Genomic DNA, 16,887 nt, shown 5'->3' on the forward strand with positions numbered 1-16,887 from the left:
TAATAAGGGGATAGAGAAGTAATGAAGAATATAAAGATTAATCTTACAAAATTCAAATCAAAAAAGTCAAAAATACTTAGTTCAGCAACTGATGTAAAGGAAGCAGAAAAAAGTTTTAATTTTGCTTCTTATACAGACCTAAATTCCAGTCATGAAATGAAATCCACATATAACGAACAATTAAAACATTCCAAGAGCTACCTATCTCAAGTAAAGTTAGATATGGAAAATCTACAAACAATTATAGATAACTTGAAAAAAGTGGATCAATATAGTGCAACAAAAATGCGAATGAAGGTGAAACACTAATGGATCAACAAGAACAACTGGAAAAGATAGAAAGTAAGTTAAGAATAACAAATCAGGAACTAGAATCCATGGACCCCCTATCCAAATATGAAGATGAGGAAGAAGACATGCACTGGATCATCAAGAAGAGTGAAAGGTCAAATGAAGAGTTGTGGAATCATTTTGGAGGAAGAAAAGCGGAACAATATTTTATAGATCTGGATCAGGGTGAACAGGAGTACCGTAAAAATATGAAAATATCTTTTTCAGACAAATACGATGAAATAGAACATAATAGAAATGTACTGCTCAGAGAACGTGAGGAACTTTCCGAAGAGCATATTAAAATAAAAAAGGATTTAGAAAAGCCCCAGAAAGAAAGTGAATAAGGGAAGTATAGAAATACAAAAGAAGGGATGAGACAGGTTGAAATTAAATATCGGAGAAATCAAAAGTCAGGTCGATCAAATGAATGCGAACTTGATTTTAAAATCTGTTCAAATGGATGAATTACGGAACGCGATGGAAGAATTGATTGAGGAGGATGAGTTAGAAGGGAAGGCGCTTGAAGCTGCGAAAAATTATTTTAAGCAGTTACATATACCGATTATACGAGGTATGATCATGGCTTATGATGAGATAAAGAAAGCGAATACAAGCTATCTAAATGATCTGTATACACAAGTAGAAGCTGATGACGGATTTTATATCGATACGGATGCGGTGAATTCAGCTATTAAAGAGAAACAGGCAGTAATAAGTGGCTTAGAAGAAAAAGTAAGTACACTGAGTAAAACAATGCCATCTTTGGCAGTTCATACTCAAAGCTATATCAATCAACAGCAACAGGCGGTTGTAACACTTCAGAAAGAGCAGCAGAAGGTAATTGATTTTGAGTCCATACATGGCAGTCATTATCATTTAGCAAATCTATATCTTGAAAATGTCAGCAAAGGAATCTCGTGTATTCAGTGGAAACATTTTGATAAGAATTATTTATTACATAAAATAGATGCAAAGAATCTTAACTGGGCAAAAGCTTTAAATAATGGCTGGAAGATAAAGAAATCAAAGAAAGTCAGAACAGATCAGGTCGATTATAAAAAATTAAACAGTGAATTCTGGAATCGGAGAGATGGTTATTTTGATGGGAACTGGTGGCAAGACCCCGAGAAATTAGAAGAGGTAACCGCAGTATTAAAGGCTGAAGCAAAAGCAAATGGAGGTATTTCGCTTGAAGAATTAATTAGTCAGTATAGTGCAGAAGAAATCAATTTAAGGCTTTATGCGCTGCAAGCGTTGGCAAATGCCTTGAGGACTGGTAATTATGATGAAGATGTGATTAATGCGTTAACAGTTGCCTATTATAAAGAAGGGAAAGAATTTGATATTGATTCCAAGAAGATTACAGTAGCAGACTTAGCGATGTTGCTGGCGCAGGAGAAAAATATCAAGGGTAGAAAATTAGGTAATTGGCTTGAAGGTGGCGGACTTCACTTACTTTATGGAGCAGCTTTAATTGCAGTATCGATTTATGGACAGAATATGGATACAATTGAGCAACAAGTGAATAAGGTAAAGCAGATTATTAAAGATAAATCAGGATATGAAACTTATAAAAAATGGTTGCAGGATGAGGCTGGTGGAGTTAAAATACCGAAAGGTAAGGGTTGGAATAAGGGGGATAAAACATCTATACCAGATAAGGCTAAAGATATAGCAAATCAAATTAAAGCAAAAAATGGAGTAGCACCACAAGGATATAAGGGTGGAAGAACGTATAAGAACATACCACAAGAAGATGGAGCACAAAAATTGCCAGAAGGGATAAGTTATAGAGAATATGATGTAAATCCTTATGTTAAGGGGCAAAACCGAGGAACGGAAAGAATTGTGATTGGAGATGATGGTTCAGTTTGGTATACAAATGATCATTATTATACATTCACTAAAATTGAATAGAGGTGACAAATATATGAATGAAAAATGTTTAAAAGTGTTAAAAGAATATGGAGTAGAATTTGAGAAAGGATTGGAACTTGAGGAAATAGCAGAGATAGAAAATTTATATGGAATAAAGTTTCCCGATAGTTTAAAAGATTTATTAATGACTATATTACCGATATCTAAGGGGTTTTATAATTGGAGAAATAAGAAAAAAGATAATGTTATGTTTATAAAAGAAATTATAAAAAGACCAATCATGAATATTCAGGAAATGGCAGGAGAAGTTTACTGGTGCGATGATTGGGGAGACGAACCGGAAACTGAAGATGAAATAGCAAAAGAGGTAAGAAAACGTATAAAAAGTGCACCAAAGTTAATCCCAATTTATGGACATAGGTATATGCCAATAATAATGGATGAAAAGCCACCAATAATCTCCATACATGATATTGATGTCATATATTATGGAAGAGATATAGAAGATTATATTGAGGTGGAATTTGGTAAAAAAAATCAAAGTGATATAGATTTTAAAAGTATAAAAACAATTAAGTTTTGGACAGAAATAATGTAGAATATTTACCTGGTCCTATGTCAAGATTTAGTACAAATTAGTTATAGTTACGAATACTGAAACGATTTAGCCATTCGCCTTATATTAATGAATGGAAGTAATAGAACAGTACCAGATGCAAAGATTCGATATCTGAAACTTCGCAAGAAGATTGACTTGATTTTTGTGTGTTCTAACGATTGTCATAAAACATTTGTTAATTGAATCTTTAATTGATAAAATCGAATAATAAGGATGGTGAAATGTAGATGACAAATGAAATAATAAATCCATTGGTTGGAGAAATAAGAGATATACTCGTCACTGCCAGAAAAAATGTTGCAAGTGAAGTAAATAATGAACTGATTATTTCTTATTGGAAGATTGGCGAGATTATTGTTCGATATGAGCAGAATGACAGTATTCGAGCCGAATATGGAGAACAGACATTGAAATTGCTAGCAAAATCATTGACAGCAGAATTTGGTAAAGGGTTTTCGCGTGCTAATATTTATAATATGAGATTGTTTTATCAGACGTACCCAAAAATCCAGACAGTGTCTGGAAAATTGAGCTGGTCTCATTATTGCGAATTACTCAGCATATCTGATGAGGATAAGCGGAATTTTTATGAAAAAGAAGCTATAAATGCAAAATGGTCTGTGAGAGAGCTCAAAAGGCAGATAAGTACTTCATTATACGAGAGGTTATTGCTTTCAAAGGGTGAGGTTAATAAAAAAGAAGTACTGAAATTAGCTATGTGTGGTATTGAAATAAATGAGCCAAAGGATATTATTAAAGATCCCTATGTTTTTGAATTTCTTGGAATTCCTGAAGATAAGCCAATGCTGGAAAGCGACTTGGAAAAAGCTTTGATGGATCAAATTGAAAAATTTCTGCTTGAACTTGGCAGAGGCTTTATGTTTGTTGGAACCCAGCAGAGAATAACAATTAATAATACGCATTATTATGCAGATATGGTTTTCTACAATAAGCCTTTAAAATCTTATGTGATTATAGAGCTTAAAACAACTAAGCTGATGCCAGAGGCAGCAGGTCAGTTGAATATGTACTTGAATTATTATGAAAACGAAGTGAATGACGCGGGAGATAATAAGCCAATTGGCATTATTCTTTGCACAGACAAGGATGCTCTGACAGCTGAATATGCATTAGGAGGATTATCTAGTAATATCTTTGCTTCTAAATACACTTACTATATTCCGGATAAAGAACTGTTGATTGCCGAAGTTGAGAAGGTAATTAATAGGTGGAGAGAGAAAGAATAGAAAATAATATAATTGGATAATGTTAAAAGTAAAAGCCCAGTGGATAGCGAATGATAAGAAAGATTACTAACTCAAAAAATGTAGAGGAAATAAAATAATGGAAAAAATAGAAGAACGTGTAAGAGGATATTGGACAAAACGAGCAGAAGATTTTAGTACAGTTCGTAGGATGGAACTAGAGGATGAAATAAGTGAGCGTTGGATAAATGAAATTAAAAAGAAGTTACCGGAAAGGAAAAAACTAAGAATCCTGGATGTTGGAACTGGAACGGGATATTTTGCAATACTGCTCGCAGAACAAGGATATGATCTGGTCGGTGTAGATTTGACACCTGCTATGATAGAAGAAGCAAAAAAGCTTGCGAATGAAAAACAGCTAGACATTCAATTCTTAGTAATGGATGCGCAGAACTTGGAATTTCCGGATGAAAGTTTTGATGTGGTAATTGCACGCAATCTGACCTGGACGTTACCAGAGCCTAAACAGGCATACCTAGAATGGATGCGAGTTTTGGTAAAGGGCGGTATCCTTTTAAATTTCGATGCTGATTATGGTCAGCAAGTTCTCTGTATGGAAAAAAAAGGAACCCCGGACAATCTGAATCAATCAGGCTTTCATATAGGAATGACACAAGAATTGAAAGAGGAATCCAATCAAATTACCAAAGCGATGGAGATAAGTAAAAAGAAAAGACCGGAATGGGACATTTCTGTATTAGAAGAGTTGGGCTTCCTGAATACTCAATGTGACAAGGAGGCAGGGAATCGTATTTTAAGAGAACGTAACGGTAAAGATTCGCCAACATTTCTAATTACAGTTCAAAAATAAAAAAATCAAATAAATATATTTTAGGAAGCGTCATTGTAAAAAATGGCGCTTTTTTCTTAACATGTTATTTCAGTATATTTCTTTTAATTCTTTGTAACTAATTTAAAGTAGTAAAAGAAATGAAAATATTATTTACTATTACTAGTATATGAAATTATACTTACATTTTACATAAATATGATATCCGATTTAACATTAGTTCGATAGAATATAGTTGTCACATAAAATTGATAGTAAATCGGAGGAAAAAATGGAAATGAAGAAACAACAAATGATTACTCAGTCTCAAAAACTGATGATTTTTGTGCTGACAATGGCACTTTATGGACTTGCAACTTTATTTACGGAATTGATTCCAAAGTTACAAATAGGTATTGTGGAATTTTCAGTAGAGTATTTCCTATTTATACCATTAACGTTAGGAATCTTATTCGATCCAATTTCTGCAGCATTAGGAGCAGCAACTGGAGAACTTGTATTTAGCGAGATTATGTTAGGGCAGTTTGGCGGACTTGGAGAACTTGAAAAATTTATAACGGTAACGATAGGTGTGTATATAGCCGGACGTTTGGTTGCGAATCCAAAGAATCGTAAAATGGTTGGGATTGCAGCAATGACTGGTGTTGTGGTACAGCAGGCTATGGGAATGATGGTAGATATCCTGAAAGTGCAATTTGCTGTAGAAGATTTTGAATCGGTAGCAGGCTTACCGCAAAGTGTATACGCAACAGAGGGTTTTGCTTTCTTAAATGATGTATTATTTTCAGGCATATTGTTTTGTCTACTACCAACTCTTTTCCTAGTTCCTAAACTTTATGGAAAAATCGAACCTTTACTTGGTATGCAGCCACGAACAGAGAAGACTGCAATTGGTCGTATCAATGTAAAAGTAATTATTGGCTCTTTGGCAGCTTTTGGAGTGGCAATTGTCTCTGAATTTATGGCAGAAAGCGGAATGGAACTGATTGATTGGGAAGCTGGCTGGGCAGAAAGCAAAAGTGCCATAGCAATAGCAATGATGGCAGCAGGAGCTTTGGCTGTAATTATACTGCTGGTTATCAGAAAAAATCATAATAGGAAGGAAGCGTAATTTATGAATGTTATTGAGATAGAGAATTTAACATATTCTTATCCCGGTGAATCAACACCCGCCCTTACTAATATTAGTTTAAAAATTAAAAAGGGGGATTTTCTTGCAGTCATTGGGAATAATGGCTGTGGTAAGTCTACCTTTTGTAAGGTATTAAATGGTTTGATTCCTCATTTTATTGCAGGTGAATTTGATGGCAGAGTCATTGTTAACGGTCTGGATACGACGGAATCTAATGTAGGAAATCTTGCTTATAACGTAGGATATGTATATCAGGATTTTGAAAATCAAATTGTTCGACCAACAGTATTGGATGATGCTTCCTTTGCCTGCATGAATTATTTGATACCAGATTATAAAGAAAAAGGTATGGAAGCATTAGAACAGTGTGGACTCAGTGGAAAGGAAAAAGACTATATTTGGCAGTTATCAGGTGGGCAGAAACATTTACTCGCGTTAGCCGGTGCAGTATCGTTACAACCAGACATATTAATTCTAGATGAGCCGATTGCTCAATTAGATCCAAGGCACGCAGACCAGATTTATGAAGTGTTGAAGGAGTTAAATGAGGAGTTTGGTAAGACGATTATAGTGATTGAACATCATACAGAGTACATAGCAGATTATTGCAAAAATGTTCTTTTACTAAAAGACGGACAGGTACAGTGGAAACTGCCTGTGAATGAAGCACTTGGAAGAGTAGATGAATTAGTGGAGTGTAATATCTTTCCGCCTCAGGTTACTGTTGCTGCACACCATATGAAAGTTAATGGGAACCTTGAAAAAAGTATAATGCTTCCGACAACAATTAACCTGGGAGTGAAAACATTTGGAGAGTTTGTATGGAATGCCTCTTTTCTAAAAAAAGAGGGAATAAAGGGTAACAGACAAAAAGAAAAGGCAGTTTCTTTTCAAGATGTTAAGTTATCTTACCACGCAGTCAAGGGTGAGGATCATATTGTATTTGATCATTTGAATTTAGATATTTACAAGGGGGAAAAGATTGCTCTGATTGGTTCAAATGGAGCTGGAAAATCAACATTAATGAAACTCATGATTGGTTTACTGAGAGCGAAAGAAGGCGAAGTTCGATTAAATGGAAATAATATTAAAAATATTAAAGTACAGCAGTTGTCAAAGCAGATTTCTTTCGTATATCAAAATCCAGAGGAAATGTTCATCAAAGATTCGATTGAAGCAGATATTGCATATGCCATGCAGGTACGCGAAATAAAAGATTGGGAAATGCGTACAGAAGAATTAATGCGGCGATTCCGCCTTACGGAACTAAGAAAGAGGGATGGCCGGCTTTTGTCGGGAGGACAGATGAGAAGAGCTAGTCTAGCTATAGGGATTGCGTTGAATCCAGGAATATTATTACTAGATGAACCTACTGCAAATCTAGATATTGCAACTAGAAAAGAGATTATGCATACATTAAATGTTATGAAAGATGTGACGGAGACTGTTATGATTGCAACTCATGATATGCAGTTAGTTAGTGAATGGGCTGAAAGAATTATAGTGCTTTGTCAGGGGAATGTGGTTGCTGATGGAACGAGAGATGAAATTTTCGACAATCATAAGATTATTGATATGGTTGGGATACGCCCGCCTGAAATATTCTTGATGGGACAAGCAATCGACAAAAAAGCATTATGCTATACAGTAGATGAATTTCTTCAAGGGTTTGTAAGGAAAGGAGGTAAAAAATATGCGTGAGAAGTTGTCTGAAAGTATCTTTGATAAATTAACAATGAATTTTCTTCGTAATCAAGTGTTGAAAAATGCATATGGAAATGATGATACGGTTATTGCTGGGTTAGATCCCCGTATATTAATATTATGGTATCTTTTCTTTGGTATTGTTCCATGGTTTTCTGGTAATGTGGTTTTTTTAATGGGGTGTTTTATATTAGTTTCGATAACTACGTTACTTGCCCGTATTGCTGGTCTTGTATTACTGCTTTTTGGAATAGGTGTATTTAGTCAGACTGGATACCTATTTTTAGCAACGTTACTATTTGGTGGAGATGCATCTTCTATTGTTCCTTTGTTGGTACTTACATTAAAAATAGCCACGGTATCGTTGGCTTCCATAACGGTATTTTCTGGACTCGACCCAGATCGATTGTCAAATGGATTAATGTGGTATGGCTGCCCAGAGAGATTTTCTTTTTCTATATCCTATGCATATCGTATGCTTCCGGTATTGATGGAAGAGTTCGAAGGGGTTCTTCTATCTTATCGATTGCGTGGCAATCCACCAGATTGTGATACACTCAAAGGAAAGATACGTTATTTGATATATCAAGTAAAAATTATTATCCATGCATTTTATCCTTTAATGCTAAATACGGCAAAGCGCTCTCGCACGACAGTAGAAGCATTGGAAATCAAAGGATATCGATATGCAGCTAGTAAGAAAGAGGCAAAAAAAGTGAGATTGTCGACTCTGAAAGTTTCCTTTGATGACTTCCTTTTTCTCGCAATCTCATTCTTTTGGGTGTCACTTATAATTTTTTTATCAGGTTATTTTTAGATTTACAGAAAGGAGAAAAATCATTGTTTATAGACTTTCATACACACGCAAAATTGGCAAAGAAACTGCCATTTTCTACAATTTATACGGACTGGTTGTTGAATGAGGCCAATAATGCAGGTCTGGATGTAATCTGCGTAACCGAGCATTTTAATACGCTTCATTTTGAAGAGATGTATCGATATATTTGTTCCATCAGTAAGCGTGAAGGTGATACCTTGAAAATGAAAAATGGACTCTCATTATTCATGGGAATGGAAACAGATATAGCTGAAGGAGGACATATCTTATCCATAGGAACTCTTGAGTCTATACTAGAGTTAAATAATAGGCTTGAGCCATTTAAGGAGAAAGATAAATATCTACCATTTTCTGATTTAATGAAACTGTTTCGCGAATATTCGGTATTGGTAGGAGCGGCTCACCCGTTTCGTGAAGGAAGCAATATTCCGGAATTGCCATTGGAGCAGCTTTCAAAGCTGGATTTTCTTGATCTGAATGGCAAAGATATTGCGTTGGACCGCCAGCGAACAGAACAATTGACTGATAAACTTGCAAAACAAATAGACAGACCAGTAGTGGCGGGTAGTGATACTCATCAGGCAGTACAATTTGGCTGCATTGTCAATAAATTTGAGAAGAATTGCATCACACTAAAAGATCTTAAGCAAGAAATAATAGCAGGGAATTATGAGATACAGGTTCGCTCTAATGCATCATTGCTTGTGAATACAGCAGGATTACTGAAGCGGACGTTAAAGGAAATTTATGCATTAGGCGGCGATTATGTATCTGCACTTGTGGGAACCAAAAATGTATGATAAGTTAGGAATTAGTATTTTACTTCATGCTTAATAGTATAATAAAAACGATGTGACAAGGAGAAAGAGCGATGGAATTAGAATTTCCGGTAATGCCGGCATGTTTAACAAAAGCAGAAGAAAAAATAATGGATTATATTTTCGGTCATACGGGTCATTTTTTATTCGCCAGTATTGGACAGTTATCAGAACAGTTGGGAATTTCAGATGCAACGATATCACGATTTGCGCGTCATGTAGGATGTAAAGACTTTAAAGAATTAAAGGCAGTTGTTATGGAACAATCTACGATTGGTGAACCAGCAATAAAAATGGCAGGAACACTAAATAAAGAGAAAAACTTTTGTGTGGAAAGCTGGATCATGCAACAGCAGATATGTCTAAAACATACCATGGAACAATTAGATAGTGTAGAATTTCAGAGAGCAGCGGAAGAAATCGTAACGGCAAGACGTATATTTATTCATGGTAAAAATGCATCAGGCTCTATGGCACAGTTATTGTTCTACCGACTTAGACGTTTAGGAATACAAGTTTCTTTGCTACCTGCAGGCGGTACGGAGATAATAGAGGGGCTTGTGCATGCCGATAATAACGATTTAGTCGTTATGTTCAGTTTTTCAAAAATATCAAATGAAGGACGGTTGATTTTGGACTACCAGAAAAGTGCCGGTTATCATACATTGGCCTTTACTAGCCGTTTGTATGTACCAAAAGAACAGATGGCAAATGTAAATCTTTATGTATACAGAGGAGAAGAAAAAGAGTATCATTCTATGTCTGCTCCTGCAGCCATTGTGGACGCTCTGACACTTGTTGTTTCAGAAAAAATCGGAGCAAAATCTGTAGATAAATTAAGGGAGATACATGTTCTTAAAAGACAGTATACTAATATATGATTTGAAAGCGTCATTGTTAAAAATGGCGCTTTATTTGATTTCACTCTGCGTGGATTCACTTAAATTGCAATGATGACATATAGATGTCGTGTTATATATCTTACAATAATGTAAAAAGGTGGTGATAATAATGATTGAATCAAGATGCGGAATTTTATGCAGTGAGTGTGAATACAAGGAGCAAATGAATTGTGGAGGATGTATAAATATTAAAACCCCATTTTGGGGAGATAGTTGTCCTGTTAAAGTATGTAGTGAAGAAAGGGATATGAACCATTGTGGTGAGTGTTCAGAGTTTCCTTGTTCAGTGCTTCATCAGTTTGCTTATGATGAAGAGCAAGGGGATAATGGAAAGCGTATAGAGCAATGTAAAGAGTGGTTTAAAACGGAAGCTTAAAATGGAGGGTATTATTTATGAAGTATAATGCAATTTTGTTAGTTGTAACTGATATGGAAAAATCCAAAAAGTTTTATAAGGAAGTTTTGGGTTTAAGACCAATTATGGATTTAGGTGCAAATGTTACATTAACTGGAGGTATAGCTTTACAGACTCTGGAAAGCTGGAAAGAGTTTATAAAAAAGGATGAGAAAAATATTAGTTTTGGTGCCAATGATGCGGAGCTTTACTTTGAAGAAGATGAGTTTGACGGATTTATAGAGAAACTTGAAAAACTAAATCAAGTTAGTTATGTACATCCTGTAGAAGAGCAGCCTTGGGGACAGAGAGTAGTTCGATTTTATGATCACGATGGCCATATTATTGAAGTTGGTGAAAATATAAAATTAGTATGTAAAAGATTTTTAGATAGTGGTATGACAAAAGAAGAAACGGCAAAACGTATGGATGTTCCATTAAAGTTTGTTCAGGAGTGCATTGATTAAGATTTTGAGACAGATAACAGCTTTTGTATTAAGGACTATATTTTAAAAGGCAGTTTTGTTATAATAATTTAAAATGCATATACAACTGAAGTAGGAGGGTAAGATGTTTAGTCCAATAAAAAATACAAAGGTCTATGAACAGGTGATAGAACAAATAAAAGATATGATTAATCAAGGCACTCTGAATAAGGGTGACAAACTTCCTTCTGAGAGGGATTTAGTTGAACAATTACAGGTGAGTAGAGCTTCTATTAGAGAAGCTCTACGAGCTTTAGAAGTGATTGGTTTGATAGAATGCAGACAAGGGGAAGGTAATTATATAAAATCAAGTTTTCAAGATAATTTATTTGAACCTTTATCCATTATGTTCATGTTAGAAGGAATCAGTCCGGAAAATATTTTGGAATTCAGAAAGATTCTGGAGGTTGAGGCTTCAGGTCTAGCCGCGAAGAGCATAACGGAGGAACAATTAAAAGAATTAAAAGAAATAATGGAACGTTTTGAAAAATGTGAGGTCGAAGAAATTAATGCAGCCATTGATAAAGAGTTTCATTATAAGATTGCTGAGTTTTCAGACAATGTGTTAATTTATAACATTCTTAGGAGTGTCTCTATACTTTTAGATGATTTTATTAAGGATACTAGAAAATTAATAATTAATGATCAAGGAAATAAAAAGGAACTATTTTCACAGCATAAAAAGATATATTTAGCGATAGAGGAACACGGTTCTGATGCTGCTAGAAAGGCGATGCGGGAGCATCTAGATTATACAAGTAAGTATACAAAGTGATATAAATAAACAATTTAGTAAGAATAAGCGATACAAAAGATTTGGAAAAATTTATAATACATATTGATATATCTTAAATCATATGTTATTATAAACCCGTAAACTGGTCAGACCATAATACCAATAAAAGAATGTGAGGAATAAGTATGAAAATGATAGTTTGTATCAAGCAAGTTCCCGGGACATCAAAAGTTGAAGTAGACTCTGTTACAGGTGTCTTGAAAAGGGATGGAGTAGATTCAAAAATGAACCCTTACGATCTTTATGCTTTAGAAACAGCGTTAAAATTAAAAGAACAACAGGGTGGTTTCATTAAAGTTATAAGCATGGGACCACCCCAAGCAAAAGATGTTATCAAAGAAGCATATATGATGGGGGCAGACGAAGGGGCCTTAATAACGGATAGAAAGTTTGCGGGAGCTGATGTTCTTGCTACCTCCTATACCATATCTCAGGGCGTAAAAAAAATGGGTGATTTTGACCTTATCTTATGTGGAAAGCAAACAACAGACGGTGATACGGCTCAAGTGGGTCCGGAAATGGCAGAATACCTTGGAATTCCGCATATTACAAATGTTTTGAAAATAGTAGAGGTAAAAGAAAAATCTGTAATTGTAGAGATGGATATGCCCGATACGATACAAGTAGCCGAAATTAAATTTCCCTGTTTATTAACGGTAGAAAAGGATATTTTCCAGCCAAGACTGCCATCCTTTAAGAAAAAGTTGGTTACATCTAATAGAGAAATTAAAGTAATGACCCTTGATGATTTGGAAGATAAAGAAGAAAAAAAATATGGACTTAGTGGATCTCCGACACAAGTTGAAAGAATATTTCCTCCAGCTGTTAATAATGATAGAGAAACATGGACAGGTAATAGTGAGCAGCTAAGTTTAAAAATTACCTCAAAACTCAAAGAACTAAAATTTATATAAGAAAAGGTGGGATTTTATGGGTAAATTAGTATGTAATCAAGGGAAATTAAATAAGTCAGATATAGAAGAATTTTTAAAAGTTTGTCCCTTTGGTGCTATAGAATATAAAGCTGGAAAAATTGAAATTAATGCAGCTTGCAAAATGTGCAAATTATGTGTGAAAAATGGTCCTGCAGGAGTGATGGAATTTGTAGAATCAGAAGGAAAAACAGTTGATAAGAGTTTATGGAAGGGAATAGGAGTCTATGTCGATCATGTCGAAGGCGTGATACATCCTGTGACAATGGAACTTATTGGTAAAGCCAGAGAGCTTGCGGCTGTTGTTGACTATCCGGTATATTGTGTATTTATTGGTCACAATATTGCGGATAAGGCGAAAGAGTTACTTTATTATGGAGTTGATGAAATATTTGTATACGATTACGAAGAATTAGAAGACTTTAGAATTGAATCCTATACAGCGGCCTTTGAAGATTTTATCAATAAAGTCAAACCATCTTCTATACTGGTTGGAGCAACAACGATTGGACGGTCTCTTGCACCAAGAGTCGCTACAAGGTTCAGAACAGGATTGACAGCTGATTGCACAATCCTTGAAATGAAAGAAAATACAGATCTTGTGCAGATAAGACCAGCTTTTGGAGGTAATATTATGGCGCAGATCATATGTCCTAATACGAGGCCACAAATGGCAACAGTAAGATATAAGATTATGAATGCGCCTGAGAAACAGTGTACTCCAAAAGGCAAAATAACACGATGTGATATAGATAAAGAAAAATTAGAGTCCAATATAAAAGTACTGAACGTTAGCAAAAAAGAAGTGGAAGAAAATATATCAGAAGCAGATGTTATTATTGCAGTTGGAAGAGCTTTAAAGTCAGAAAAAGATATGACAATGATAGAAGAATTAGCAGAACTTCTTCATGCGCAGATAGCTGGTACAAGACCATTAGTGGAAGATGGTCTTATAGATGCTAAGAAACAAATCGGACTCTCCGGTAGAACGGTGAAACCAAAGTTATTGATAGCACTTGGTATATCAGGAGCCGTTCAATTTGTAGCAGGAATGAATAACTCAGAACGTATTTTTGCAATAAATAAAGATGAAAATGCCTCAATATTCAATGTAGCGCATTATGGAATTGTAGGAGACATTTATGATATCGTTCCTCAATTAGTGAATGATATTAAATTAAGGAGGCTTGGTGCAAATTATGGATTATAAAAGAATTGATGCTGTGGATATCGAATTTTTAGTATCCATATTAGCTAAAGACAGAGTATTTACAGGAAAAGAAATAAGTAGTGATTTTAGTCATGACGAGTTGGGCGGAATAAGCAAAATGCCAGATGTATTAGTTGAAGTACTTACGACAAAAGAAGTCTCCATAATCATGGAATATGCTTATAATAATAGAATACCTGTTGTAGTCAGAGGATCAGGAACAGGATTGGTTGGAGCATCTGTGCCGATTTATGGCGGAATTATGATAAATATGGCTAAAATGAATAAAATAATTGAAATTGATGAAGAAAATTTAACCTTGACTCTTGAACCAGGAGTTCTTTTGATGGAAATCAGTGAATTTGTTGAAGAGTATGATTTGTTCTATCCTCCTGATCCGGGTGAAAAATCTGCAACAATTGCGGGAAACATCAATACGAATGCTGGTGGAATGAGAGCAGTGAAATATGGAGTCACCAGAGATTACATAAGAGGGCTTGAACTAGTACTTCCTAATGGAGAAATCTTTAATGTCGGTGGAAAAGTAGTTAAAAATTCATCCGGTTATAGTATAAAAGATTTAATATGTGGTTCAGAAGGAACATTGGCAATTGTCACTAAGGTTATTTTAAAACTAATTCCTCTTCCCCCATTGGCAATATCTTTATTAGTACCTTTTCCAAATTTGGATATGGCAATAAGCACGGTACCTAAAATTGTTAAATCAAAAGCTGCACCAACAGCGATCGAATTTATGCAAAGAGAAGTTATATTAGCTGCCGAAGAGTATTTGGGGAAAAAGTTTCCTGACAATTCTTCAGATGCCTATCTCTTGTTAACTTTTGATGGCAATAGTAAGGAAGATATTGAGAAAGCGTATGAAAAAGTAGCCAATATTTGTATTGAAGAAGGTGCTCTTGATGTATTTATCGCTGATACCGATGAAAGAAAAGATGCAGTTTGGTCAGCAAGAGGCGTTTTTCTTGAAGCTGTTAAAGCATCAACAACAGATATGGATGAATGTGATGTAGTTGTTCCGAGGAACAAAGTTGCTGAATTTATTAAGTATACAGATGAACTGCAAAAGGTATTTCATATAAGAATCAGAAGTTTTGGCCATGCAGGCGACGGCAACTTACATGTGTATATATTAAAGGATGACCTTACCGATAAAGAGTGGGAACAAAAGCGGAAGGAAGTATTTGAAGCAATGTATAGCAAATCAAGAGAATTAAAAGGATTAGTTTCAGGTGAACATGGAATCGGGTTTGCAAAAAAATCTTATATGTTGGAACAATACGGTCCAGAATATCTAAAATTAATGGAAAATATAAAATTAGCATTTGATCCCAAAAATATATTAAATCCTGGTAAGGTTTGTCAGTAATTATAATTTAGAGAAAGGAATTGTATGGCACGAATTAAATTACCATATTCGAAAAAAATTTTAGAAATAAATATTCCTGATAGAAATTTAAGGGCAATATTGGAATCAAAAGTACATAGTTATAAAGCAGAAGATAATCAGGAAGAAATAATTAATAAAGCTTTGGATAATCCGATTGGAAGTATTCATTTAGAAGAACTGGTTAAAGGAAAGAAAAATATGGTTATCATAACCAGTGATCACACAAGACCGGTACCGAGTAAAGTGACAATGCCTATACTACTTAAAAGGATTAGAAATGCAAACCCCAATATTGATATTAAAATATTAATTGCCACTGGTTTTCACAGGCCTACAACAAGGCAGGAAATGATACAAAAGTTTGGACAACAAATCGTAGAGAATGAGATAATCTTAAATCATTTATCAGAAGATGAAAACAGTGTTATAAGAGTAGGAACGCTTCCTTCCGGTGGAGAATTATGGCTCAATAAGTTGGCTATGGAAACTGAATTATTAATTTCAGAGGGATTCATTGAACCACATTTTTTTGCAGGATTTTCAGGAGGTAGAAAGAGTATTCTTCCTGGAGTTGCTTCAGCAAAAACAGTGATGGCAAACCATTGCTCTGAGTTTATAGCAAGTCAATATGCCAGAACAGGAGTTATTAAAAACAATCCAATTCATAAGGATATGCTTTATGCGGCTAAACAGGCGAAACTTGCTTTTATACTTAATGTAGTTATCGATAGTGAGAAAAAAGTTATCAATGCTTTTGCAGGAGATTGCCAGCTGGCACACGAAGAAGGATGTAAATTTGTTATGAATCTTGCATCTGTAAAAGCAGTGAAATCAGATATTATTATAACAACAAATGGTGGATATCCTCTCGATCAAAATATATATCAATCGGTAAAAGGAATGACTGCAGCAGAAGCAACTTGCAAGGAAGGCGGAATTATCATTATGGTTTCTGCTTGTAATGATGGTCATGGTGGGAAATCTTTTTATGAAAGTATGGCTAATACAGGTAGTCCGAAAGAGATTCTTGATAAGGTCATGAAAGTAGGAAGAACAGAAACAATACCAGACCAGTGGGAATTTCAAATTCTTGCCCGCATACTCAATATGCATACAGTGATATTAGTTTCGGATATGTGTGACCCTGAAATGATTAAAAAAATGCATATGGAGCATGCATTTACAGTAGAAGAAGCATTGGAAAAAGCTTTTTTGATAAAAGGAAAGGATGCAAAAATAACAGTCATACCGGATGGAGTATCTGTTGTGGTCAGATGACGTATCAATCATAATTTAAAATGAATTAAATGTATAAATTGGTAAATAATACAATTATACAATGTAATTAAGAAAGTATTATTACAATTTAAACAAATTTATGAT

The 16,887-nt window shown here is 34.8% G+C and carries 18 protein-coding genes; all 18 read left to right on the plus strand.

The window, feature by feature from the left end; all coding sequences use genetic code 11:
- Window positions 1-21: 21 nt before the first annotated feature.
- A complete protein-coding gene (locus tag DWV06_RS01540; RefSeq protein WP_115480422.1) occupies window positions 22-309 on the plus strand; it encodes a hypothetical protein in 288 nt (95 codons plus the stop codon).
- A complete protein-coding gene (locus DWV06_RS01545) occupies window positions 309-677 on the plus strand; it encodes a hypothetical protein (protein WP_115480423.1) in 369 nt (122 codons plus the stop codon). Before DWV06_RS01540 ends, DWV06_RS01545 begins: the two co-directional genes overlap by 1 nt.
- A 37-nt stretch (window positions 678-714) precedes the next feature.
- Window positions 715-2,250, plus strand: a complete 1,536-nt coding sequence (locus DWV06_RS01550; protein ID WP_115480424.1) for a T7SS effector LXG polymorphic toxin — start codon at window positions 715-717, stop codon at window positions 2,248-2,250.
- Between the two features lie 13 nt (window positions 2,251-2,263).
- Window positions 2,264-2,809, plus strand: a complete 546-nt coding sequence (locus tag DWV06_RS01555) for an SMI1/KNR4 family protein (RefSeq protein ID WP_162300539.1) — start codon at window positions 2,264-2,266, stop codon at window positions 2,807-2,809.
- A 248-nt stretch (window positions 2,810-3,057) separates the two neighbouring features.
- Window positions 3,058-4,077 carry a PDDEXK nuclease domain-containing protein gene (locus DWV06_RS01560; RefSeq protein ID WP_115480426.1) on the plus strand — a complete coding sequence of 340 codons (1,020 nt, stop codon included), beginning with the start codon at window positions 3,058-3,060 and terminating at the stop codon, window positions 4,075-4,077.
- Between the two features lie 97 nt (window positions 4,078-4,174).
- Entirely contained in the window at window positions 4,175-4,906 is a 732-nt protein-coding gene (locus DWV06_RS01565) for a class I SAM-dependent methyltransferase (protein ID WP_115480427.1), read from the plus strand.
- A 250-nt stretch (window positions 4,907-5,156) separates the two neighbouring features.
- Window positions 5,157-5,996 carry a cell division protein FtsQ gene (locus tag DWV06_RS01570; protein WP_205027743.1) on the plus strand — a complete coding sequence of 280 codons (840 nt, stop codon included), beginning with the start codon at window positions 5,157-5,159 and terminating at the stop codon, window positions 5,994-5,996.
- Window positions 5,997-5,999: 3 nt separating this feature from the next.
- Window positions 6,000-7,718 (plus strand): ABC transporter ATP-binding protein, encoded by a 1,719-nt coding sequence (locus DWV06_RS01575; protein ID WP_115480428.1) that lies wholly within the window; start codon window positions 6,000-6,002, stop codon window positions 7,716-7,718.
- Window positions 7,711-8,538 carry an energy-coupling factor transporter transmembrane component T family protein gene (locus tag DWV06_RS01580; protein ID WP_115480429.1) on the plus strand — a complete coding sequence of 276 codons (828 nt, stop codon included), beginning with the start codon at window positions 7,711-7,713 and terminating at the stop codon, window positions 8,536-8,538. The genes DWV06_RS01575 and DWV06_RS01580 overlap by 8 nt, the downstream gene beginning before the upstream one ends.
- 23 nt (window positions 8,539-8,561) lie before the next feature.
- Window positions 8,562-9,359, plus strand: coding sequence for a PHP-associated domain-containing protein (locus DWV06_RS01585; RefSeq protein ID WP_115480430.1), 798 nt, complete (start codon window positions 8,562-8,564; stop codon window positions 9,357-9,359).
- Window positions 9,360-9,430: 71 nt separating this feature from the next.
- Window positions 9,431-10,258, plus strand: a complete 828-nt coding sequence (locus DWV06_RS01590) for a MurR/RpiR family transcriptional regulator (protein ID WP_115480431.1) — start codon at window positions 9,431-9,433, stop codon at window positions 10,256-10,258.
- A gap of 130 nt (window positions 10,259-10,388) precedes the next feature.
- Window positions 10,389-10,655 carry a DUF3795 domain-containing protein gene (locus tag DWV06_RS01595; protein ID WP_115480432.1) on the plus strand — a complete coding sequence of 89 codons (267 nt, stop codon included), beginning with the start codon at window positions 10,389-10,391 and terminating at the stop codon, window positions 10,653-10,655.
- A gap of 17 nt (window positions 10,656-10,672) precedes the next feature.
- Window positions 10,673-11,140: a VOC family protein gene (locus tag DWV06_RS01600; protein ID WP_115480433.1), complete on the plus strand. Its 468-nt coding sequence runs from the start codon at window positions 10,673-10,675 to the stop codon at window positions 11,138-11,140.
- A gap of 103 nt (window positions 11,141-11,243) precedes the next feature.
- Window positions 11,244-11,933, plus strand: coding sequence for a FadR/GntR family transcriptional regulator (locus DWV06_RS01605; protein ID WP_115480434.1), 690 nt, complete (start codon window positions 11,244-11,246; stop codon window positions 11,931-11,933).
- A gap of 146 nt (window positions 11,934-12,079) precedes the next feature.
- The gene (locus DWV06_RS01610; protein ID WP_115480435.1) at window positions 12,080-12,868 is read left to right on the plus strand and encodes an electron transfer flavoprotein subunit beta/FixA family protein; all 789 of its coding nucleotides are present in this window, start codon (window positions 12,080-12,082) and stop codon (window positions 12,866-12,868) included.
- Window positions 12,869-12,884: 16 nt separating this feature from the next.
- Entirely contained in the window at window positions 12,885-14,096 is a 1,212-nt protein-coding gene (locus DWV06_RS01615; RefSeq protein WP_115480436.1) for an electron transfer flavoprotein subunit alpha, read from the plus strand.
- Window positions 14,086-15,483: an FAD-binding oxidoreductase gene (locus DWV06_RS01620; protein WP_115480437.1), complete on the plus strand. Its 1,398-nt coding sequence runs from the start codon at window positions 14,086-14,088 to the stop codon at window positions 15,481-15,483. Before DWV06_RS01615 ends, DWV06_RS01620 begins: the two co-directional genes overlap by 11 nt.
- A gap of 24 nt (window positions 15,484-15,507) precedes the next feature.
- A complete protein-coding gene (gene larA, locus DWV06_RS01625; RefSeq protein ID WP_115480438.1) occupies window positions 15,508-16,782 on the plus strand; it encodes a nickel-dependent lactate racemase in 1,275 nt (424 codons plus the stop codon).
- Window positions 16,783-16,887 lie beyond the last annotated feature (105 nt).

The sequence above is a fragment of the Anaerosacchariphilus polymeriproducens genome (genome assembly GCF_003363435.1).
Classification (GTDB): Bacteria; Bacillota; Clostridia; order Lachnospirales; family Lachnospiraceae; genus Anaerosacchariphilus; species Anaerosacchariphilus polymeriproducens.